The organism is Pseudomonas sp. 15C (assembly GCF_055484735.1).
This window is the reverse complement of the sequence record NZ_JBUDGD010000024.1, coordinates 20,625-44,022: the sequence shown is the minus strand read 5'-3', so window position 1 is coordinate 44,022 and position 23,398 is coordinate 20,625. Positions and strand designations below refer to the sequence as shown.

Annotated in this window: 11 protein-coding genes; 7 read left to right on the top strand and 4 right to left on the bottom strand. The window is 62.6% G+C overall.

Features of this window, described 5'->3' with window-relative positions:
- Positions 1 to 244: 244 nt before the first annotated feature.
- Together ACYYKW_RS14375 and ACYYKW_RS14370 are read left to right on the top strand one after the other, a co-directional pair.
- Entirely contained in the window at positions 245 to 13,243 is a 12,999-nt protein-coding gene (locus ACYYKW_RS14375) for a non-ribosomal peptide synthetase (RefSeq protein ID WP_464990410.1), read from the top strand.
- A 230-nt stretch (positions 13,244 to 13,473) separates the two neighbouring features.
- Positions 13,474 to 14,289, top strand: coding sequence for an alpha/beta fold hydrolase (locus ACYYKW_RS14370; RefSeq protein WP_464990409.1), 816 nt, complete (start codon positions 13,474 to 13,476; stop codon positions 14,287 to 14,289).
- A gap of 137 nt (positions 14,290 to 14,426) precedes the next feature.
- Here ACYYKW_RS14370 and dsbG read toward each other — a convergent pair whose 3' ends face one another.
- The 4 genes from dsbG to ACYYKW_RS14350 form a co-directional block, all read right to left on the bottom strand.
- Positions 14,427 to 15,197, bottom strand: a complete 771-nt coding sequence (dsbG, locus tag ACYYKW_RS14365) for a thiol:disulfide interchange protein DsbG (protein ID WP_093099791.1) — start codon at positions 15,195 to 15,197, stop codon at positions 14,427 to 14,429.
- Entirely contained in the window at positions 15,173 to 16,054 is an 882-nt protein-coding gene (locus tag ACYYKW_RS14360) for a TlpA family protein disulfide reductase (RefSeq protein ID WP_464990408.1), read from the bottom strand. The genes dsbG and ACYYKW_RS14360 overlap by 25 nt, the downstream gene beginning before the upstream one ends.
- Positions 16,054 to 17,787, bottom strand: coding sequence for a protein-disulfide reductase DsbD (dsbD, locus tag ACYYKW_RS14355; RefSeq protein ID WP_464990407.1), 1,734 nt, complete (start codon positions 17,785 to 17,787; stop codon positions 16,054 to 16,056). Before dsbD ends, ACYYKW_RS14360 begins: the two co-directional genes overlap by 1 nt.
- Before the next feature lie 98 nt (positions 17,788 to 17,885).
- Entirely contained in the window at positions 17,886 to 18,578 is a 693-nt protein-coding gene (locus ACYYKW_RS14350) for a hypothetical protein (RefSeq protein ID WP_464990406.1), read from the bottom strand.
- Positions 18,579 to 18,805: 227 nt separating this feature from the next.
- Here ACYYKW_RS14350 and ACYYKW_RS14345 point away from each other — a divergent pair, with 227 nt between their 5' ends.
- The 5 genes from ACYYKW_RS14345 to ACYYKW_RS14325 all read left to right on the top strand — a co-directional run bounded on the left by ACYYKW_RS14345 (position 18,806) and on the right by ACYYKW_RS14325 (position 23,367).
- The gene (locus ACYYKW_RS14345) at positions 18,806 to 19,486 is read left to right on the top strand and encodes a response regulator (RefSeq protein ID WP_464990405.1); all 681 of its coding nucleotides are present in this window, start codon (positions 18,806 to 18,808) and stop codon (positions 19,484 to 19,486) included.
- On the top strand, positions 19,486 to 20,808 hold the full coding sequence (locus ACYYKW_RS14340; RefSeq protein ID WP_090284835.1) for an ATP-binding protein: 1,323 nt from the start codon (positions 19,486 to 19,488) through the stop codon (positions 20,806 to 20,808). Before ACYYKW_RS14345 ends, ACYYKW_RS14340 begins: the two co-directional genes overlap by 1 nt.
- 213 nt (positions 20,809 to 21,021) lie before the next feature.
- Positions 21,022 to 21,507: a GNAT family N-acetyltransferase gene (locus ACYYKW_RS14335; RefSeq protein WP_093099799.1), complete on the top strand. Its 486-nt coding sequence runs from the start codon at positions 21,022 to 21,024 to the stop codon at positions 21,505 to 21,507.
- A gap of 142 nt (positions 21,508 to 21,649) precedes the next feature.
- Positions 21,650 to 23,059, top strand: coding sequence for an aspartate aminotransferase family protein (locus ACYYKW_RS14330; protein ID WP_090284830.1), 1,410 nt, complete (start codon positions 21,650 to 21,652; stop codon positions 23,057 to 23,059).
- Between the two features lie 83 nt (positions 23,060 to 23,142).
- Positions 23,143 to 23,367, top strand: coding sequence for an MbtH family protein (locus ACYYKW_RS14325; RefSeq protein ID WP_053122206.1), 225 nt, complete (start codon positions 23,143 to 23,145; stop codon positions 23,365 to 23,367).
- Positions 23,368 to 23,398: the final 31 nt, after the last annotated feature.

Sequence of the window (23,398 nt, the reverse complement as noted above, 5' to 3'; positions counted from 1 at the left end):
CAAGTGTGTTTTGCGAACTGCGACACGCCGCCGCACCCCGGCCCCGTTGAGGGGCGCGCCCGTCGACTAATTATTTGCAGACGTCATCCGTTCTCATCTGTGAATGGCCGCGGGTATAGCGCCCGGCCAGACGGCATTCGATGCCTTGCGCGGTCGGCACAGACCGCGCCCCTGCATGCCTTTTCGCAAGGCGTGACGCCGCAACCCGATTCCATCAGCAAGCCGAATTCAGGCAGGAAACCTCATGACCGACGCGTTCGAACTCCCCAGCACCCTGGTCCAAGCCCTTCAGCGCCGCGCGGCCCTGACGCCGGATCGACTGGCTTTGCGTTTTCTTGCCGAAAACCAGGAGCAGGCTGTGGTGCTCAGTTATCGCGAACTCGATCGGCGGGCGCGGACCATCGCTGCCGCGTTGCAGGCCGAGGCCGAGTCGGGCGACCGCGCGGTGTTGCTGTTTCCCAGCGGCCCGGATTACGTCGCGGCGTTTTTTGGTTGCCTGTACGCCGGCGTGATCGCAGTGCCGGCCTATCCGCCGGAATCGACACGGCGTCATCATCAGGAACGACTGCTGTCGATCATTGCCGATGCCGAACCGCGCCTGTTGCTGACCAGCGCCGATCTGCGCGACGCCTTGCAGCAGATCGAAGGCGCGCCGCCGCTGCTGTGCGTCGACAGCCTCGACGAGGCGCTGGCAGAAAACTGGCTCGAGCCGACGCTGACGGCAGATCACCTCGCCTTCCTGCAATACACCTCCGGGTCCACCGCATTGCCCAAAGGTGTGCAGGTCAGCCACGGCAATCTGGTCGCCAACGAACAGTTGATCCGCCACGGTTTCGGCATCGACGTCAATCCGGACGATGTGATCGTCAGCTGGCTGCCGCTGTACCACGACATGGGGCTGATCGGCGGTTTACTGCAGCCGATCTTCAGCGGCGTGCCGTGCATACTCATGTCGCCAGCGTATTTCCTCGGTCGACCGTTGCGCTGGCTGGAAGCGATCAGCGAATACGGCGGCACCATCAGCGGCGGGCCGGATTTTGCCTATCGCTTGTGCAGCGAACGGGTCAGCGAATCCGCCCTGGCGCGTCTGGATTTGAGCCGCTGGCGTGTGGCGTATTCCGGCTCTGAACCGATCCGCCTCGACAGCCTCGAACGCTTCGCCGAGAAGTTCGCCGCCAGCGGTTTCAGCGCTGACAGTTTCATGGCTTCGTATGGGCTGGCCGAAGCGACGCTGTTCGTTGCCGGCACGCCGCGCGGCACCGGTATTCCAGTCTTGCGTGTCGACGATCAAGCCTTGGCGCAGAACCGCGCCGAACCGGGTGATGGCAGTGCGATCATGAGCTGCGGCATCAGCCAACCGGGCCACGCGGTACTGATCGTCGAACCGAATTCGCTGAAAGAACTGGCGGATAACGCCGTCGGTGAAGTCTGGGCCGCCGGGCCGAGCATCGCTCACGGCTACTGGCGCAACCCCGAGGCCAGCACCAAGACCTTCGTCCAGCACGCTGGCCGCACCTGGCTGCGTACCGGTGATCTGGGTTTTCTGCGCAACGGCGAGCTGTTCATCACCGGGCGCCTGAAAGACATGCTGATCGTGCGCGGCCATAACCTCTATCCGCAGGACATCGAGAAGACCGTCGAGAACGAAGTGGAAGTGGTGCGCAAGGGCCGCGTCGCTGCGTTCGCCGTCAATCACGAGGGCGAGGAGGGCATCGGTATCGCTGCGGAAATCAGCCGCAGCGTGCAGAAAATCCTTGCGCCGCAAGCCTTGATCAAAGCCATTCGCCAAGCCGTGGCCGAGGCGTATCAACAGGCGCCAAGCGTGGTGATCCTGCTCAATCCGGGCGCCTTGCCGAAAACTTCCAGCGGCAAGTTGCAGCGCTCGGCATGCCGCACAGGTCTGGCCGATGGCAGCCTCGACAGTTACGCGCTGTTCCCATCGACGACGACCGAAGCCCAGGCTGCGCCCACCAGTGGCTCGGATCTGCAAGCGCGGATCGGGCAGATCTGGGCCGAGCAACTGAACGTCAAACAGGTCGCCGGCGACGATCATTTTTTCCTGCTCGGCGGCAACTCGATCGCGGCCACGCAAGTGATCGCCCGGGTGCGCGAAGAGCTCGCGCTGGAGCTGAACCTGCGTCTGCTGTTCGAGGCGTCAACCCTGTCGGCGTTCGCTGCTGCCGTGGCGCAACAGCAGCAGGCCGGCGGCAGCGCCCAAGGTGTAATCGCCACGTTGCCGCGCAACGAGCCGATGCCGCAATCGCTGGCACAGAACCGCTTGTGGATTACCTGGCAACTCGACCCGCACAGCAGCGCCTACAACATTCCGGGTGCCTTGCGCTTGCGCGGTGAACTCGACGAGGTCGCCCTGCGCAGCAGTTTCCAGCAACTGATCGAGCGCCACGAATCCCTGCGCACACGCTTCTTCGAGCGCGACGGCGTCGCCTTGCAGCAAGTGCTGGCGGCCGGTGAATTCAACCTGCAATTGATCGACCTCAGCGACGTGCCGGCCGCCGAGCGCGAAGCCCGCGCGCGGCAGATCCGTGAAGACCAGGCGTATAAGCAATTCGATCTGGAAAAAGGTCCGCTGCTGCAGGTGACTCTGGTGCGCCTCGACGACGAAGATCATCAATTGCTGGTGACGATGCACCACATCATCGCCGACGGTTGGTCGCTGAATATTCTGCTCGACGAATTCTCGCGCCTGTACGCCGCCGCCAGCCAAGGCGCGACGGCCGAGCTGCCAGCGCTGGCCACGCAATACGCCGACTACGGCAACTGGCAGCGCCAATGGCTGGCACAAGGCGAAGGCGAGCGGCAACTGGCGTACTGGCAAGCACAACTGGGCGATGAGCACCCGGCGCTGGAACTGGCCACCGATCACCCACGCTCCGCCAGGCAAAAACACAGCGCAGCGCGGCATAGTCTGCGTCTGGAGGCGAGCCTCGGCGAAGCCATCCGCAACACGGCGCAGGCGCATGAATCGACCACCTTCATGCTGTTGCTCGCCGCTTTGCAAAGCCTGTTGTATCGCTACAGCGGTCAGCGTGACATTCGCATTGGCGTGCCCAACGCCAACCGTCCGCGCCTGGAAACCCAAGGATTGATCGGTTTCTTCATCAACACCCAGGTGCTGCGTGCGCAGATCGATTCTCGCCAGTCGTTTGCCCAACTGCTGGCCCAGACACGGCTGGCGGCACTTGGCGCACAAGCGCATCAGGATCTGCCGTTCGAACAACTGCTCGAAGTGTTTCCGCAGGCGCGCGAACACGGGCTGTTCCAGGTCATGTTCAACCACCAGCAGCGTGACTTGAGTGCGCTCAAGCGCTTGCCGGGGCTGCTCGCCGAAGAGCTGCCGTGGCACAGCCGCGAAGCCAAGTTCGACCTGCAACTGCACAGCGAAGAAGACCGCAACGGGCGTCTGACCCTGTCCTTCGATTACGCCAGCGAACTGTTCGACGCGGCCACCATCGAGCGACTGGCCGAGCACTTCTGCAACCTGTTGCGCGATGCCTGCGAGCACCCGCAGCAGGCGATCGGCGATCTGCAATTGCTGGCACCCGATGAACAGCAGCACCAGCAACAGTGGAGCGCAGAACCCTGCTCCCGTGCGCAACAATGGCTGCCGGAACTGCTCGATCAACAGGCAGGCCTGACCCCGCAGCGCACGGCGCTGGTGTGGGACGGCGGCAGCCTCGATTTCGCCGAACTGCATACGCAAGCCAACCGCCTCGCACATTATTTGCGCGACAAAGGCGTTGGTCCGGATGTTTGCGTTGGGATCGCCGCCGAGCGTTCGCCGCAACTGTTGATCGGTCTGTTGGCCATCATCAAGGCTGGCGGCGCCTACGTGCCGCTGGACCCGGAGTACCCGGCTGAGCGGCTGGCCTACATGCTGCGCGACAGCGGCGTCGAATTGCTCCTGACCCAGACCCGACTGCTCGAGCGCCTGCCGGCCAGCGACGGCGTCAGCGTGATCGCCATGGATGCGTTGCATCTGGAAAGCTGGCCGAGCCAGGCACCGGGTCTGCACCTGCATGGCGACAACCTCGCTTACGTGATTTACACCTCGGGCTCCACCGGCCAGCCAAAAGGCGTCGGCAATACCCACGCGGCACTGGCCGAACGTCTGCAATGGATGCAGAACACCTACCGTCTCGATGAAACCGATGTGCTGATGCAAAAAGCGCCGATCAGTTTCGACGTCTCGGTGTGGGAGTGTTTCTGGCCATTGATCACCGGCGCACGGTTGTTGCTCGCCGGTCCCGGTGAACATCGCGATCCGCATCGCATCGCCCAGCTCGTGCAGCAGTTTGGCGTGACCACGCTGCACTTCGTGCCACCGCTGCTGGCGCTGTTCATCGATGAACCGCTGAGCATTGAATGCACCAGCCTGCGCCGGGTCTTTTCTGGCGGTGAAGCGCTGCCCGCCGAACTGCGCAACCGCGTGCTGGCGCAACTGCCAGCGGTGCAACTGCATAACCGTTATGGCCCGACCGAAACCGCGATCAACGTCACCCACTGGCATTGCACTGCTGCCGATGGTGAACGCTCGCCGATTGGCCGTCCATTGGGCAATGTGATCTGCCGGGTGCTGGATGCTGATCTGAATCCGCTGCCGGCCGGTGTGCCGGGCGAGTTATGCATCAGCGGCATCGGTCTGGCTCGCGGTTACCTGGCGCGTCCGTCATTGACCGCCGAACGCTTTGTCGTCGATCCACTGGGCGAGCAGGGCGCACGTTTGTACCGCACGGGCGACCGCGCACGCTGGACCCATGACGGCGTGATCGAATACCTCGGCCGTCTCGATCAACAGGTCAAGCTGCGCGGCTTCCGCGTTGAACCGGAAGAAATCCAGGCACGATTGCTCGCCCAGGAGGGGGTCGCTCAAGCCGTGTTGCTGGTGCGCGAAACGGCTGCCGGCGCGCAACTGATCGGCTACTTCACCGCCAGCGATGCCAGCGAAAACCACGATGAGCAGATCACTCGCCTGAAAGCCGCACTGGCCGCCGAGCTGCCGGAATACATGGTCCCGGCGCAACTGCTGCGCCTCGACGTCATGCCATTGAGCCCCAGCGGCAAACTCGACCGCCGTGCCTTGCCCGAGCCGCAATGGCAGATGCGCGAGCACGTCGAACCGGTGACTGAACTGCAACAGCAGATCACCGCGATCTGGCGTGAAGTGCTGGGCCTGACCCGGGTCGGCCTGCGCGACGATTTCTTCGCCCTGGGCGGCCATTCGCTGCTGGCCACGCAAATCATCTCGCGCACCCGTCAGGCCTGCGACGTCGAGCTGCCGCTGCGTGCCTTGTTCGAACACAGCGAACTCGGCGATTTCACCGAGCAGGTTCGCCAGATCCAGCTCAGCGGGCGCACCAACGAACAGCCACCGATTGCCAAAGTCGATCGCAGCCAAGCGGTGCCGCTGTCCTATTCGCAACAGCGCATGTGGTTCCTTTGGCAGATGGAACCGGACAGCCCGGCGTACAACGTCGGCGGCATGGCGCGGCTGCGCGGCGTATTGCACGTCGAGCATTTTGAAGCGGCCCTGCAAGCGCTGATCCTGCGCCACGAAACCCTGCGCACCACATTCCCCAGCATCGACGGCGTCGCCCGTCAGCAGGTGCATGGCGAAACAGGTGTGCGCATGGGCTGGAAGGATTTCTCCGGATCTGCTGCTGAAGTGCGTGAGCAACAGGTCCAGCAACTGGCTGACGAAGAAGCGCATCGGCCGTTCGATCTGGAAACCGGCCCGCTGCTGCGCGCCTGTCTGGTAAAGACCGCAGAGCACGAGCATTACTTCGTCCTGACCCTGCACCACATCGTCACCGAAGGCTGGGCGATGGACATCTTCGCCCGCGAACTCAGTGCGTTGTATGAAGCCTTTGTCGATGAGCGCGAATCGCCGCTGGAGCCGCTGCCGGTGCAGTACCTGGACTACAGCGTCTGGCAGCGCCACTGGCTGGAATCCGGCGAGCGTCAGCGTCAGCTCGACTACTGGACCGCGCAACTGGGACGCGAACATCCATTGCTGGAGCTGCCGGGTGATCGTCCACGACCACCGGTGCAAAGTCATCAGGGCGAACTGTTCCGTTTCGACCTGAGCGACGACCTCGCCGCGCGCGTGCGGGCATTCAATGCGCAACACGGTCTGACCCTGTTCATGACCATGACGGCTGCGCTCGCCACCTTGCTGTACCGCTACAGCGGCCAGACCGATCTGCGCATCGGCGCGCCGGTTGCCAACCGCATCCGGCCGGAAAGCGAAGGGCTTATCGGTGCCTTCCTTAATACGCAGGTATTGCGTTGCCAGCTCGACGGCATGATGTCGGTCGGCGAATTGTTCGAGCAGGTACGCCACACGGTGATCGAAGGCCAGTCGCATCAGGATCTGCCGTTCGATCATCTGGTCGAAGCGTTGCAGCCGCCGCGCAGCGCTGCGTACAACCCGCTGTTCCAGGTGATGTGCAACGTGCAGCGCTGGGAGTTCCAGCAGAGCCGCAGCCTGGCCGGCATGACCGTCGAGTACCTGGCCAACGATGCCCGCGCGACCAAATTCGATCTCAACCTGGAGGTCACCGACCTCGATCAGCGCCTCGGTTGCTGCCTGACCTACAGCACCGATCTGTTCGACGAGCCGACCATCGCGCGCATGGCCGGGCATTGGCGCAACCTGCTTGAGGCACTGATCGCCGACCCGCAGCAACGCCTCGGCGAACTGCCGCTGCTCGACCCAGCCGAGCAACAACACTTGCTCGACAGCCTGGGTGTCGAGGCGGGCGTGCACCGTCTCGACCAGTGCATCCATCACCTGTTCGCCGAACAGGCACTGGCGCGCCAGGATGCGCCGGCGCTGACCTTTGCCGGGCAAACCCTGAGCTACGCCGAACTCGACGCCCGCGCCAATCGTCTGGCCTGGGCCCTGCGCGAACGCGGCGTTGGTCCGCAAGTGCGAGTCGGTCTGGCGTTGGAGCGTTCGCTGGAAATGGTCATCGGCCTGCTGGCGATTCTCAAGGCCGGCGGCGCGTATGTGCCGCTCGACCCGGAATACCCGCTCGACCGTCTGCACTACATGATCGAAGACAGCCGCATCGGTCTGCTGCTCAGCGATCGGGCAATGTTCGCCGCCCTCGGCGAACTGCCGCAGGGCGTCGTGCGCTGGTGCCTGGAAGACGACAGCGCGGCACTCGCCGATTACCCAGTGACCGAGTTGCCATTGATCAGCCTGGCGCAGCATCAGGCGTACCTGATCTACACCTCGGGTTCGACCGGCAAACCGAAAGGCGTGGTGGTTTCCCACGGCGAAATCGCCATGCACTGCCAAGCGGTGATCGAACGTTTCGGCATGCGCCACGACGACTGCGAGCTGCACTTCTATTCGATCAACTTCGACGCCGCCACCGAGCGGCTGCTGGTGCCGTTGCTCAGCGGCGCGCAGGTGGTGCTGCGTGCGCAAGGTCAGTGGGACGCCGAGGAAATCTGCGGTTTGATTCGTGATCATCGGATCAATGTCCTCGGTTTCACCCCAAGCTATGGCAGCCAGTTGGCGCAGTTCCTCGCCACGCAAGATCAAATCCTGCCAGTGCGGATGATCATTACCGGCGGCGAAGCACTGACCGGCGAACACCTGCAACGGATTCGTGCAGCCTTCAAACCGGCGCTGTTCTTCAATGCCTATGGCCCAACGGAAACCGTGGTCATGCCGTTGGCCAGTCTGGCGCCAGAGGTGCTGGAGGAGGGCGCCGGCAGTGTGCCGATCGGCAGCGTGATCGGCGCGCGCGTGGCGTACATTCTCGATGCCGATCTGGCGCTGGTGCCGCAAGGTGCGACCGGTGAACTGTTTGTCGGTGGCGCCGGGCTGGCGCAGGCCTATCACGATCGTCCGGGCATCAGCGCGGAGCGGTTTGTCGCCGATCCGTTTGCCGCTGATGGCGGGCGCATGTACCGCACCGGCGATCTGGTGCGCCAGCGAGCCGATGGGCTGGTGGAATATCTGGGGCGTATCGATCATCAGGTGAAGATTCGCGGTTTCCGCATCGAACTCGGTGAAATCGAAACCCGCCTGCTCGATCACGATTCGATTCGCGAAGCGGTGGTACTCGCACTGGATGCGCCAAGCGGCAAGCAACTGGTTGGCTATCTGGTGACTGAAGTCGCCGGGCAAAGCGAAGCCAGCCAGATCGAACTGCGCGAAGCGCTGAAGGCGCACCTCAAGGCACAACTGCCGGATTACATGGTGCCGACCCACCTGATTCTGTTGGCGAGCATGCCGCTGACCGCCAACGGCAAACTCGACCGCCGCGCCTTGCCCGCGCCAGACCCTGAGCTAAACCGTCAGGACTATGTGGCGCCGAGCAATGAACTGGAGCAGAGCCTCGCGCAGATCTGGTGTGAAGTGCTCAACGTCAAACGAGTTGGCCTTAACGACAACTTCTTCGAACTCGGCGGCGACTCGATTCTGTCGATTCAAGTGGTCAGCCGCGCGCGTCAACAGGGCATTCATTTCAGCCCGCGGGATCTATTCCAGCATCAGACCGTGCACAGCCTCGCCGCCGTCGCCAGCCGCACCGAGCGGGTGACGGCCGAGCAGGGTCTGGTGGCCGGCGAGTCGCGCCTGACGCCGATTCAGCATTGGTTCTTCGACACCGACATTCCCCAGCGACAGCACTGGAACCAGGCGTTGCTGCTGGAGCCGAGCGCGGCGCTGCAAGCGCAGATTCTGGGGCAAGCGCTACTGGCGGTAATCGAGCACCACGATGCATTGCGTCTGCGTTTCGCCGAGGTCAATGGTCAGTGGCAAGCGACCCATGAACCGCTGTCCGCTGCGAATTTCTTATGGCATCGCCGCGTCGAATCGATGGAGGCTTGCCAAGCCCTGTTCGCCGAGGCCCAGCGCAGCCTCGATCTGGCGCAAGGCCCGCTGCTACGGGCGGTGCTGGTCGACGGCCCGCAAGGCCAGCAACGTCTGTTCATGGCGATTCATCACTTGGTGGTCGACGGTGTTTCGTGGCGTGTGTTGCTCGACGATGTGCAAACGGTCTATCGCCAGCTCGACGCCGAGCAGCCGCTGCAGCTGCCGGCGAAAACCAGCGCGTTCAAGGATTGGGCCGCGCGTTTGCAGGCCTACGCCGGCAGCGAATCCCTGCGCGAAGAACTCGGTTGGTGGCAGGCCCAACTGGCCGGGCCGAGCGCCGATCTGCCTTGTGCGAATCCACAGGGCGGGCGACAGCATCGTCACGCGCAAACCGTCAGCGTACGCCTTGATGCCGAGTGTACCCGGCAACTGCTGCAACAGGCGCCGAGCGCTTACCGCACGCAGGTCAACGACTTGCTGCTGACCGCGCTGGCCCGTGTGCTGTGCCGTTGGACGGGCGAGGCGTCGGCGCTGATTCAACTGGAAGGCCACGGCCGCGAGACCTTATTCGACGAGATCGATCTGACCCGCACGGTCGGCTGGTTCACCAGCGCTTACCCGCTGCGCCTGACGCCGTGCGCCAGTGAAGAAAGCGCCGGGCAGGGCGCGTCGATCAAAGCGATCAAAGAACAATTTCGTGCAGTGCCGCACAAAGGCCTGGGTTACGGCGTGCTGCGTTATCTGGCTGACGACGCCAGCCGCGCGAGCATGACCGCGTTGCCGAGCGCGCCGATCACCTTCAACTACCTCGGTCAGTTCGACCAGAGCTTCGCCAGCGATGCGCTGTTCCGTCCGCTCGACGAGCCGGTCGGTGCCGCCCACGATCCGCAGGCGCCGTTGCCAAATGAATTGAGTGTCGACAGCCAAGTCTACGGCGGCGAACTGCAGCTGCGCTGGACCTTCAGCGCCGAGCGTTTCGACGCCCGGACCATTACCGATCTGGCCAATGCCTACCTGGCTGAGCTGCAAAACCTGATCGCCCATTGTCTGCAAGACGAGGCCGGTGGCCTGACGCCCTCGGACTTCCCGCTGGCGCAACTGACCCAGACGCAACTCGATGCGCTGCCGGTGCCGGCCGCGCACATCGAAGACGTCTATCCGCTGACGCCGATGCAGGAGGGCATGCTGCTGCACACCTTGCTCGAACCGGGCACCGGTCTGTACTACATGCAGGATCGCTACCGCATCAACAGCGAACTCGACACCCAGCGCTTCGCCCAGGCCTGGCAAGCGGTGGTCGCCCGGCATGAAGCGTTGCGGGCATCGTTCTGCTGGAACGTCGGCGAGGACATGCTGCAAGTGATCCACACGCCGGGTCGCACGCCGATCGAATACCTGGACTGGAGCACCATCGCCGAGGCCGAGCAGGAACCGCAGTTGCAAGCGCTGCTGAAAAGCGAGCGCGAGGCGGGTTTCGATCTGCTCGTTCAGGCGCCGTTTCATCTGCGCCTGATCAAGGTCGGCGCGGCGCGTTACTGGTTCATGATGAGCAATCACCACATCCTTATCGATGCCTGGTGCCGCTCGTTGCTGATGAACGATTTCTTCGAGATCTACAGCGCCCTCGGCGAAGGCCGCGAAGCGCAGTTGAGCACGCCGCCGCGTTATCGCGATTACATCGGCTGGCTGCAACGTCAGAGCCTGGCCGAGGCGCGGCAGTGGTGGCAGCAGAATCTGCAAGGCTTCGAGCGCACCACACCGATCCCGAGCGACCGTCCGTTCCTGCGTGAACATGCCGGCGAAAGCGGTGGGATGATCGTCGGCGACTGCTACACCCGCCTCAATGTCGAGGACGGTGCGCGGTTGCGTGAACTGGCGCAGGCGCATCAGCTGACCATCAACACGTTTGCGCAAGCCGCGTGGGCGTTGGTCCTGCGCCGCCTCAGCGGTGATCGCGACGTGCTGTTCGGCGTCACCGTGGCCGGGCGCCCGGTGGACATGCCGGAAATGCAACGCACCGTCGGTCTGTTCATCAACAGCATTGCGCTGCGGGTGCAGATGCCGGCGGACGATGAACGCTGCAGCGTGCGGCACTGGCTGAGCGCGCTGCTCGACCGCAACATGCAGTTGCGCGAGTACGAATATTTGCCTTTGGTGAACATCCAGGAACAAAGCGAATTACCCAAGGGCCAGCCGCTGTTCGACAGCCTGTTCGTCTTTGAAAACGCCCCGGTGGAAGTCTCGGTACTGGACCGTGCGCAGAGCCTCAATGCGACCTCGGATTCCGGCCGGACCCACACCAACTTCCCGCTGACGGCGGTGTGTTACCCGGGCGATGACCTCGGCCTGCACCTGTCGTATGACCAGCGCTATTTCGACGAATCGACGGTCCAGCGCCTGCTCGCTGAGTTCAAGCGCTTGCTGCTGGCGCTGGTCGAGGGTTTCCATGGCGACATGGCCGAGCTGCCGCTGCTCGGTGCGCAGGAGCAGGAGTTCCTGCTGCACGGGTGCAACGAGAGTGCGCAGGATTATCCGCTGGAGCAGAGTTACGTGGCGCTTTTCGAAGCGCAGGTCGCCGCGCATCCGCAACGCATCGCGGCCAGTTATCTCGATCAGCAACTGAGCTATGCCGAACTGAATCAGCGCGCCAACCGTCTCGGTCATGCATTGATCGCCGCCGGGGTGCAGTTCGATCAACCGGTGGCGCTGCTGGGCGAACGCAACCTCGACCTGCTCGGCATGATTGTCGGCAGCTTCAAGGCCGGCGCCGGCTATCTGCCGCTGGACCCGGGCCTGCCGAGCCAGCGCCTGCAACGTATCGTCGAGCTGAGCCGCACGCCGGTGCTGGTCTGCAGCCAAGCCTGCCGCGAACAGGCGCAAGCGTTGCTGGATGAGTGCGGTTGCGCCCATCGCCCACGGTTGTTGGTCTGGGAAGAACTCCAGGCGGCGGCGACATCGGCTGACAATCCCGGCCTTTACAGCGGCCCGGACAATCTCGCTTACGTGATCTATACCTCGGGCTCCACCGGGCTGCCGAAAGGGGTGATGGTCGAGCAGCGCGGCATGCTCAACAACCAGTTGAGCAAGGTGCCGTATCTGCAACTGAGCGAAACCGATGTGATCGCGCAGACCGCTTCGCAAAGTTTCGACATTTCGGTCTGGCAGTTCCTCGCCGCGCCGTTGTTCGGCGCGCGGGTCGACATCGTGCCGAACGCCATCGCCCATGACCCGCAGGGTTTGCTGGTGCATGTGCAAGCGCAGGGCATCACCGTGCTGGAAAGTGTGCCGTCGCTGATTCAGGGTATGCTCGCCTCCGAACGCCTGAGCTTGGATGGCTTGCGCTGGATGCTGCCAACCGGTGAAGCGATGCCGCCTGAGCTGGCGCACCAATGGCTGCTGCGTTACCCGGACATTGGTCTGGTCAACGCCTATGGCCCGGCCGAGTGCTCGGACGATGTGGCGTTCTTCCGTGTCGACCTCGCATCGACGCGTGGCAGCTATCTGCCGATCGGTACGCCGACCGATAACAACTCACTGTATCTCCTCGACGGTGCGCTGGAGCTGGTGCCGTTGGGCGCGGTGGGTGAACTCTGCGTGGCCGGCACCGGTGTCGGTCGCGGTTATGTCAGCGATCCGCTACGGACTGCGCCGGTGTTTGTGCCGAATCCGTTCGGTGCGCCGGGCGAGCGTCTGTATCGCACCGGAGATCTGGCGCGGCGGCGCAACGATGGCGTGCTGGAGTATGTCGGCCGCGTTGATCATCAGGTGAAAATTCGCGGTTACCGCATCGAACTGGGCGAGATCGAAGCACGCCTGCATGAACAGCCGGAAGTGCGCGACGGCGCAGTCGGTGTGCAGGAGGGGGCTAACGGCAAACATCTGGTGGGTTACCTGGTCGCAGCGGATTCCACACTGAACCCGAACGAACGCCTGGAGCGAATCAAACAGCGCCTGCGCGCCGAACTGCCGGAATACATGGTGCCGCTGCACTGGCTGTGGCTCGATCAACTGCCGCTCAACGCCAACGGCAAGCTCGACCGCAAAGCCCTGCCAACGCTGGAAATCGGTCAGTTGCACAGCCACGACTATCTGGCGCCACGCAATGAGCTGGAGCAAACCCTGGCGGGTATCTGGGCCGAGGTGCTGAAGGTCGACAAGGTCGGTGTGCGTGACAACTTCTTCGAGCTGGGCGGGCATTCATTGCTGGCCACGCAGATTGCCTCGCGGGTGCAGAAAACCCTGCAACGCGACGTGCCGCTGCGGGCGATGTTCGAATGCAGCACGGTGGAGGAGTTGGCCGAGTACATCGATGGACTGGCGGCGAGTGAGATCACCGAAGAGAAGGTTGATCGGTTGAATGATCTGATGGCAGCGCTGGAAGGGCTGTAGTTCTTCGCCGCTTGGGCCGGCCTCTTCGCTGGCAAGCCAGCTCCCACAGTTTTTACGGTGTGCACAAATATTGTGAACGGCGTTGAACCCTGTGGGAGCTGGCTTGCCAGCGATGGCGTCGGTCAATTCAACCCAAATCAACCGGTAAGTGACTGTACATTTCGATCCTTGACGATCAGCAACCGGCAGCTCAGTCTGCCGGTTCTGTTTTTTCTCGCGGGGGATGGTTGATGCCTTTTTTCACGGTTGACGGACAAGCGCTGCATTACACCGATCAAGGCGCTGGGCCGGCGGTGCTGCTGGCCGGCAGTTACTTGTGGGATCACGCCATGTGGGCGCCGCAGATCGCCGCGCTGGCGCCGCACTATCGGGTGATTGCGCTGGACCTTTGGGGCCATGGCGAGTCGGGGCGGTTGCCGGAAGGCACCTCGTCACTGGATGACATCGCCCGTCAGGCGCAAGCCTTGCTCGACCATCTGCAGATCGACCGCGTCACGCTGGTAGGCCTGTCGGTGGGCGGCATGTGGGGCGTGCGCCTGGCGCTCTCGGCGCCGCAACGACTCAACGGTCTGGTGCTGATGGACACGTACGTCGGCGTCGAACCCGAGCCGACCCGCCAGTACTATTTCTCGCTGTTCAAGCAGATCGAAGACAGCGGCGAAATTTCCGAACAACTGCTCGATATCGTCGTGCCGATCTTCTTCCGTCCGGGCATCGATCCGCAGTCGGCGCTGTATCAGGATTTCCGCGCAAAACTGGCGGCGTACTCCTCGGATCGACTGCGCGACAGCATCGTGCCGATGGGGCGCATCACTTTTGGACGTGATGACTTGTTGCCACGCCTGGGCGAGCTGAATGCAGCAACAACGTTGGTGTTGTGCGGCGATCAGGACAAGCCACGGCCACCGGCAGAAGCCCGGGAAATGGCTGAACTGATCGGCTGCCCGTGCGTGCTGGTGCCGGAGGCGGGGCACATCTCCAATCTGGAGAATCCGCAGTTTGTGACTGAGGCGTTGTTGAGCTTCCTGAGCGAGCGCAACCTTTAGACCGAGTCATCGTTCATCGCGGGCAAGCCCGCTCCCACAGAAATTTGGTGTCGTACACGAAATTTGTGATTACCTCGGTCACTGTGGGAGCGGGCTTGCCCGCGAAGAGGCCGTTTCAGACGACAAAGAATCTGAAGTTATTCAGGCCCCAGAATCTTCACCAGTTTCTCCGCCGTCGGCGCCCCTTGCTGTTGTTGCAACTCACCCTTGTCGTCCATATAGAAGATCGCCGGTGTCGCCTGCAACTCAAGGTCTTCCATCAACTGCATGTTCGCCGCCAGCTTGGTCTGCACCGCCACCGGAATATCCTTCAAGGCTTTGAGCGAGCTGCCCTTGCCAGCCTTTTCGTGATCTTCCAGCGCCTTGGCCGGGTCTTTCGCCGCCAGCAGCGCCGCCGATTTGCCCGGGCTGTCTTCGCGAATGATGCCGACCATGATGTGGCGCAATTGCACCTTGCCGGCTTTCACCCACGGCCGCGCCTGCTCCCAGAACATGTTGCAGTACGGGCAGTTCGGATCGCTGAACAAATACACCGTGCGCGGTGCGTCCTTGTTGCCGTCCTGAATCCAGTTGCTTGCCTCGAACTTGGCCCAGACTTCCTTGGCCATCGGCGCGTAGACCAGTTTTTGCAGAGGCTCGCTGCTCAAGTCCTTGCCGTCAGCGTCGTACAGATTACCCAGCAGCACGTGCTTGCCATCCGGCGTCAGGTACAGCGCCATGCCGCGATTCTGGTATTGCGCCGCATAACCACGCAGGCCGTCGGGGGCGTCAAATTGGCCGACGATCTTCGCGCCCTTGGCTTCGATCTGCTTGATCGCGGCGGGCAGTTCTTCAGCAGCCTGCACCGACGGCAAGTGCAGCAGGGCGCCGCTCAGGGTCAAGGTCAGCAGGTGGCGGAGGCGGGGCATGGCAGTTTCCTTGCAGAGGTGGCCGGTGGGGTGGCCGGGTTCGAATGGGGGATCGGCGTGTCGAAACTTTCCAGCGCACGGGCCAGGCTGGCGTTCGACAGTTCACCGAGGTGGCTGCTCAGCAGGCGACCGTCGGGGCTATAGAACAGCGTAGTCGGCAATGCCATCGAACCCACGGCCTGACCGAGGCGACCGCTGCGGTCGAACAGTACGTTGTTCAGGCTCAGGCCCTGGGTTTCGAGGAAAGTCGCCACGCTTTGCATGCTTTCGGCCTGGTTGACGAACAGGAAGGTCAGGTCCGGGCGTTGTTGTTGGGCATGTTCCAGTACCGGCATTTCGCGCCGACACGGTGGGCACCAGGTCGCCCACAGATTGATCACCAGCGGCCCGCCCTGATAATCGCTGAGCTGGATGGTTTGCCCGGCCGCGTTGCGCAGGGTGATGTCCGGCAGACGGGTACCTTGTTCGTAAATATTCAGCGACAGCGTCGCCAGCAGCCAGAACGCCACACCGCTGGCCACGCCAAAGCCCAGCGGCCGGCGCAGCCCGGTACGGCGCCAGCCGCGATACAGCGCCGCCAGCAACAGCACGATCACCCCCGGCCAGGCGAGGAAACCGCCGTCACGCAGGTCGATGATCTGCCACGGGTCAGCGCGATAGTGCGACCAGTACAACGCGACAAAGGTCACCCGCGCAGCGAGCATGCCCAGCAAAAACAGGCTGAACAGTGCCGATTCGGGGTTATCGCCACCGCGCTTGGCCACCCGCCAGCCGACAAAAGTCGCCAGCGCCAGGGCGCTGATCAGCAGCAGATGGTTGAGCGCGATGGCAAAGGTGCCGAGGGTCAGAGTGAGCATTAATGGGCGTCTCGGGTAGCGTTCCAGCGTTGCAGGAATGTATCGGCATCGACTTCGCCGGTAATTCGCTGGCTGCGGCGTTCTTCACCGTCGGTGCCGATCCAGACGAAACTCGGTGGCCCCGGCACTTTGTAGCGGCTGAGCAGCTCACGGCTGGCGGCATTGTCAGCGGTGACATCGAGCCGCAGCAGGCGCACATCATTCAACGCCTGCATCACATTGGCCTTGCCGAATACCTGCTTCTCCATGACCTTGCACGACACGCACCAGTCGGCGTAGTAATCGAGCAGCACCCACTGGCCCTGCGCTTTGGCCGCGTCGAGTTCGCGCTGCAACGCCGCCGGCTCCTTGATCGTGGTGAACGCGTCATGCCCGGCTGACGTTACCGAACCGGCACGGCCAGCGCTGTAGACCTGCAACGGTTGATACGGGTCGTCGCTGCCGCCGGCCGCGCCAATCACCAGCAGGCTGCCCCACAACCCGAGCAGCAGCGAAGTGGCACCGAAGAACTGCGCGACGCGGCCAAAACCTTCGGACTGTTTCCAGGCGCAGAACGCGGCGATCAACAGCAATGCACCGCACAGGCCCAGCCACAACGACGCATGGAGTACCGGGCGCAGCATCAACAGCGCAGTGGCAAGAAAGAGGAAACCGAACACGCCTTTGAGCAGGTTCATCCACGCGCCGGGTTTGGGCAGGAAGCGGTTGCCCACGGTCACCAGCAACAGCAACGGCACACCGATACCGATGCCCAGCGAGAACAGAATCAAGCCACCGTGCAAGGCATTGCCGGTCTGCGCGATATACAGCAGAGCGCCGGCCAGCGGTGCGGTCATGCACGGGCCGACCAGCAGACCGGACAGCGCACCGAGCACCCCGGCGCCGATCAGGCTGCCACCGCTGCGACTGCGTGAGGCATGTTCGAGGCGATCACGCAGGGCGACCGGCAGTTGCAGTTCGAAGAAGCCGAACATCGGCAGGGCCAATATCACGAAAATCGCCGCGAACGTGCCGAGCAACCAGGGGTTCTGCAACCACGCCTGCAGGTTCGCACCGAGTAGCGCAGCAATGACGCCCATCGCGGCATAGACCAATGCCATGCAAATCACGTAGCTGCCGGCCAGAGCAAAGCCGCGCCGCGGTGTGGCGCCGCTGCCGACCACCATGCCGGCGAGAATCGGCAGCATCGGCAAGGTGCACGGGGTAAAGGCCAATAACAGACCGAGGCTGAAGAATACCAGTAGACTCCAGCCCAGGGCGCGCTGTTGCAGGCTGCTGGCCAGTGCCTCGTCCGCTGCCTGCGCGCCCGGCGCAACAGTCGCCTTGCCGCCAAGATCAATCACGCGGGTTTGCGGTGGATAACACAGACCGGCATCGGCACAGCCTTGATAGCTGACCTTGATCTGACCGCTGGCGGATGTCGGAATTTTCACTTCCAGACCCTGACGGTAGACCGGTTGCTCGCCGAAGAACTCGTCGCTGTGGGACTCGCCTTCAGGCAGCTTCGGCTGCTGATCGGCGGTGAGCCCGTCGAACTTCAAGCGTTTCTGATACAGGTAATAGCCGTCGCTGATCTGCCAGAACAGCTGGGTTTCCCCGGACTCGAGACGTTCGGATGTCAGCACGAAAGCTTTGTCGACCGGCAAGAACTCCGGTTTCGTATCGAATGGATTGTTTCCGGCCTGGGCCAGACCCGAGACCAAGAGAGCGAACAAAAGAAAAAAATGACGCATGGAGGAGCCTTGTCCCTGTGCAAGTGAGCGCAGAATGGGCGGCGGCGATTAACCGATAATTAACCCGTATCGTACAAGGCTCTCTCTTGCTCGGCCAATCAGCCGCGCAGCAGTCCGGGCCAGTTCGCTTCGTTGATCGTGTGCGGGCCGGAGACCAGTCGGTCGCTCTGGATGTTGTAAACCAGATACTGATTGTTGGTCAGAAAGATGTACCAGTGGCTGTCGGCGAACGTCCGGTCATTTTGTGCGGCGGTAATGATGCGGTCTTTGTAGGGTTTCAATACGCCCAGTTGATATTCGCCGAACGGCTTGCGCGTCAGGGTTTTTGCTCTGTAATTGAACGACAGATAATGGCCGTCATTGAGAATGAAGCGAAACAGAAACGCTTGCCCGGTCAGTTGAAACCAGGTGCCGGCAATGATCTGGTCGAAGTACGGCAGTATCGGTTTCCATATCGAATCGGCGACTTTCTGAAAACTGGCAACCGCATCTTTGTCCTGGTCGTATTTGCAGACCATGGGCGTTGCGCCCTGGTAATGGAATAACCACGCGATGTCTTCATCGCCCGGGGCGTTGAAGCCGATTGACGTGGTGGTGAAACCGAAGCGCAGGTCTTTGATGAACGGGTCGAATTTGTCCCAGCTGCCAGCCGTAGAGGCAGGGTAGTTATCGGAGACCTTATTGGCGCCCAGATCAAAGCGAGAGTAGGTCTCGCTGTCCTTGAAAAAGAAATAAATGCGATCCGGGCCGGCACGCCAGTCGATGGCGACGAAGTTTTGTAGTTGAGGCATGTGAATCAAGTCCTTTTGACTGTGGGTGAAACATCAGCGCCAAGGCTAAAACAGCGGTGTTCGGCGAAACAGGCGCGAAGTGTTTCCGTATCGGTGTACGTATTTAAGAAAGTTTCCGGCCTGGTTTGCCTTCCCTCCAGGTTCGGCTTCCCGTCAATGCTGCTGGCGGCCATAATTGCCGCTTAATCCTCGCCTGCTTCACTCGCCTTTTTATTTTCGGAGCGCCCATGCACGTACTGGTTTGCGAAGACGATGAGCTGATCGCCAGCGGCATCGTTGCCGGCCTCACGGCTCAGGGTTTGACGGTCGAGCACGTCAACACCGCATCGAAAGCGCGGGCGATGCTCAAGGTCGCCGAATTCGACGTGATGGTGCTCGACCTCGGTCTGCCCGACGAAGATGGCCTCAAGTTGCTCCAGCAATTGCGACAGGGCGGGCTGGAGATTCCGGTGCTGATACTGACCGCGCGCGACTCGGTGACCGACCGCGTCGACGGCTTGCAGGCCGGGGCGGACGATTACCTGCTCAAGCCGTTTGACCTGCGTGAGCTGTTCGCGCGTCTGCAAACCCTGTTGCGTCGGGTGGCCGGACGCAGCGTCAACCTGATCGAGCACGGCGCGCTGACCTACGATCCGAGCAGCCGCGAAACCACTCTGGCCGGGCAATCGGTCGACTTGTCACGGCGCGAGCAGGCATTGCTCCAGGCGCTATTGCACAATCGTGGCCGGGTGCTGTCCACCGAGCAGTTGAAGGACAGCGTCTACGGCTTCAACGATGAACTGGAAAGCAACGCGCTGAACGTGCACATCCATCATTTGCGCAGCAAGCTGGGCAAGGGCATCGTCGAAACCGTGCGCGGTCTGGGCTATCGTCTTGGTCCGGCCGACGGTGGAGAGCAAGGCAAGTGATGAGTCTGCGGTTGCGCCTGAGCCTGACCCTCGGCGCCGCGTTTGCCTTGATCTGGGCGCTGGCGGCGGCGTGGATGCTCAGTGATCTGCGCAATCAGATGATGTTTTCCCTCGATCAGCGACTGGTCGCATCGGCGCGGATGGTCGCCGGCCTGCTCGAGCAGTTGCCAGCGCTGCCGAGCAAAGGCGAGGGCACTCATTTCAGCGCCGAGCAACTGAATATTCCCGGCGGCATGGCCTGTCAGGTCAGTTCCTTGCGCGGGGAAATCCTTGCCCGCAGTCATAACAATCCGGACCAGGCGCTGGAAGCCGAGAAAATGGGCTTTCACGATCAGATGATCGACGGCGCACCGTGGCGCAGTTTCACCCTCGCGCGGGGTGATGTGCGGATTACCACAGCCGATCGGCAGATCGAGCGTGAGGCGCTGAACATGTCGATCCTGTTGGCGGCGTCGGTGCCGGTCGGTGTGGCGCTGCTCGGTTGTCTGTGCCTGTTGTGGCTGGGCATCGGCCAGGGGCTGGCGCCGCTCAACCGCTTGCGTGAAGCGCTGATGCGGCGCAACGCCGATTCGCTTGAGCCGTTGCAGATTCAGGCGTTTCCCAGCGAGTTGAAACCGTTGCTGGAAACCCAGAACCAGTTGTTCCAGCGCATCGGCAAGACCCTCGAACGTGAACGACGCCTGACCGGCGACGCCGCGCATGAACTGCGCAGCCCGCTCACCGCGATCAAGACCCACCTGCAAGTTGCCCGAATGACCGATGGCAACGCTCGCGATCAGTCGTTGGCGCGGGCCGAGGAGGGCGCCGATCGCCTGCATCGCACCCTCGAACAGTTATTGTTGCTGGCGCGAGTCGAGGGCAGCCTGTCGTTCGATGACGGCTCGCAATACAGCGCCGAACAAGTCGCACGCCTGGCGATTCAGGACGCCACCGGCGGCGAGCGCACGCGCATCCAGCTGCAACTGCCGACTGATCTGTCCACAGCGCCGCTGCAGATGCCCGCCGCGCTGGCGATTGCCGCGCTGCGTAATCTGCTCGACAACGCCCTGCGCCATACCGCCGAGGAATGCAGGGTCGAGTTGAGTCTGATAACCGTCGGCAACCGCGTGCGATTCGTCGTCCGCGATCATGGTCCGGGAATTGCCCCGGATGATCTGCAACACCTGACGCAACGCTTCTGGCGCAACGGCCAGAGCACCGGTTGCGGCCTCGGTCTGGCGATCGTTCAGGCGATCGTCCAGCGCTGCGACTGTGCGCTGCATTTCGACAGTCGCGCGGATGGCTTGCGGGTTGAGCTGACCATGCCGTTGCAACGCGTCTGAACCCAGCACAATCCCAAGGAGCGAGCCTGCTCGCGATAGCGTCCGGCCACTTGATGATGCGGTCGACTGACGGACCGTCATCGCGAGCAGGCTCACTCCTACAAAGGCTCGGTGATCTGACACATCAAATGTAACTTCTCGGCGTTCGCTATCCGCTCGGGGTGGGCGTAAGGTCGACGCAGCTTTGACTCAATGGATTGAGGGAACTGCGCCATGGAAGCGTCCATCTGCATCAGCCCGGCCACCCTGGCCGACGCCGGCCTTATCAGCCGTATCATCGAACGTTCGATCCGCTTTGGCTGTGCGCACGATCACCGCAACGACCCTTCACTCGTCAGCCGCTGGCTCGGCCTGCAATCGACCGATGTCATCAGCGCCCGGCTCGCCGACCCGCAGTTTTACCTGTCCATCGCGTTGCTTGATGGCAAGCCGGTCGGCGTCGGCATGGCGAACGATGTCGGTGAGATTCTGCTGTGTCATGTCCAGCCGGAATCGTTTCGCCGCGGGGCCGGGCGCGCGTTGATGGGGGATCTGGAGGGTTGGCTGCTGATTCGTGGTGTGCTGCAGGCGCAGCTCAATAGCACGCGTACGGGCCAGGCGTTTTATCGGCATCTGGGCTATCGCGCAGCCACTGCGCTTTGCCAATGCCATGGCTTGCAGGTGCAGCCCATGCACAAGCCTTTGGTGTTGCCGGTCTGACAACCCGGTCAAGGGCTAAATCCTCGACGCCCTTAAGCGTTTCCAGAACAGGAAAACCTGCCAGTGCGCCCCTTGACCGGAACGCGCAGTTGTCCGGCGTGCCGTTTGGGTCGCTATCCATAGTTCATTGAGGGGTCGAGAAATGTCAGTCGCCACCAGCCTTATCGAAGAGTCGGTCCGGGTTACCTCGGCGCCGGTCGAAACGTTGTACCAGTTCGAAGAATCGCCACTGCTCGCGCGCCAGGCGCAACAGGAGTCGAATGCGCGCAGTTATCCGCGGCGCATTCCGCTGGCGCTCAAACGCGCCAAGGGCCTGTATGTCGAAGACGTCGAGGGTCGCCGCTTCATCGACTGCCTGGCCGGCGCCGGTACGCTGGCGCTGGGGCACAATCACCCAGTGGTGATCGAGGCGATCCAGCAGGTGCTGGCTGATGAATTGCCCTTGCACACCCTCGACCTGACGACGCCGGTCAAGGATCAGTTCGTCCAGGACCTGTTCGGCCTGCTGCCACCCGCGCTCGCGGCGCAAGCAAAAATCCAGTTCTGCGGGCCGACCGGCACTGACGCGGTGGAAGCCGCGCTGAAACTGGCGCGCACGGCCACGGGGCGGAGCACGGTGTTGTCGTTTTCCGGTGGTTATCACGGCATGAGTCAGGGCGCTTTGAGTCTGATGGGCAGCCTGGGCCCGAAAAAACCGCTGGGTGCCTTGCTCAGCACCGGCGTGCAGTTCATGCCGTTTCCGTATGACTACCGTTGCCCGTTCGGCCTCGGCGGTGCGGCGGGGGTGAAAGCCAACCTGAGTTATCTGGAAAACCTGCTCAACGACCCCGAAGCCGGTGTGCAGTTGCCCGCCGCGGTCATCGTTGAAGCGGTGCAGGGCGAGGGCGGCGTTATTCCGGCGGATATCGAGTGGTTGCGCGGCCTGCGCCGGATCACCGAGCAGGCTGGCGTGGCGTTGATCGTCGACGAGATCCAGAGCGGTTTCGCCCGCACCGGCAAGATGTTTGCCTTCGAGCACGCCGGCATCATTCCGGATGTGGTGGTGCTGTCGAAAGCCATCGGCGGCAGCCTGCCGCTGGCGGTGGTGGTCTATCGCGACTGGCTCGACACCTGGCAGCCGGGCGCTCACGCCGGCACCTTCCGCGGCAATCAGATGGCCATGGCAGCCGGTTCTGCGGTGATGCGCTATCTGCTCGAACACAAGGTCTGCGAGCACGCCGCCGCCATGGGCGCAAGACTGAGCGAGCACCTGCACATCCTGCAACGCGACTTCCCGCAACTGGGCGATATCCGCGGCCGCGGCCTGATGCTTGGCGTCGAACTGGTCGACCCCAACGGCGCAGTGGATGCCCTTGGCCATCCGCCGGCATTTGCTCGTCTGGCGCCACTGGTGCAGCGCGAATGCCTCAAGCGTGGCCTGATCCTCGAGTTGGGCGGGCGGCATGGCGCGGTAGTGCGGTTCCTGCCGCCATTGGTGATCACCGCCGCCGAGATCGACCGCGTCGCCGAGATCTTCGGCCGCGCTTTGGCGGCGGCGACGGCGGCACTGTAAATTTTTCGCCGCGCCGAACGTTCTTTCTACATACCCGGCTGCACCGCGCGTGCGGCCCACCCTTACAACGATGGAGAAGCAGCATGACGTCAGTATTCGACCGCGAGGACATCCTCTTTCAAGTCGTGGTCAACCACGAAGAGCAATACTCGATCTGGCCGGATTACAAAGCCGTACCAGAGGGCTGGCGCACCGTCGGCAAGAGCGGCCTGAAAAAGGAATGCCTGGCCTACATCGAGGAAGTCTGGACCGACATGCGCCCGCTGAGCCTGCGTCAGAAAATGGAAGCGCAGGTCGCTGCCCAGTAAATCCGGGGCAAAAGAAACCCGCTGGACCTCT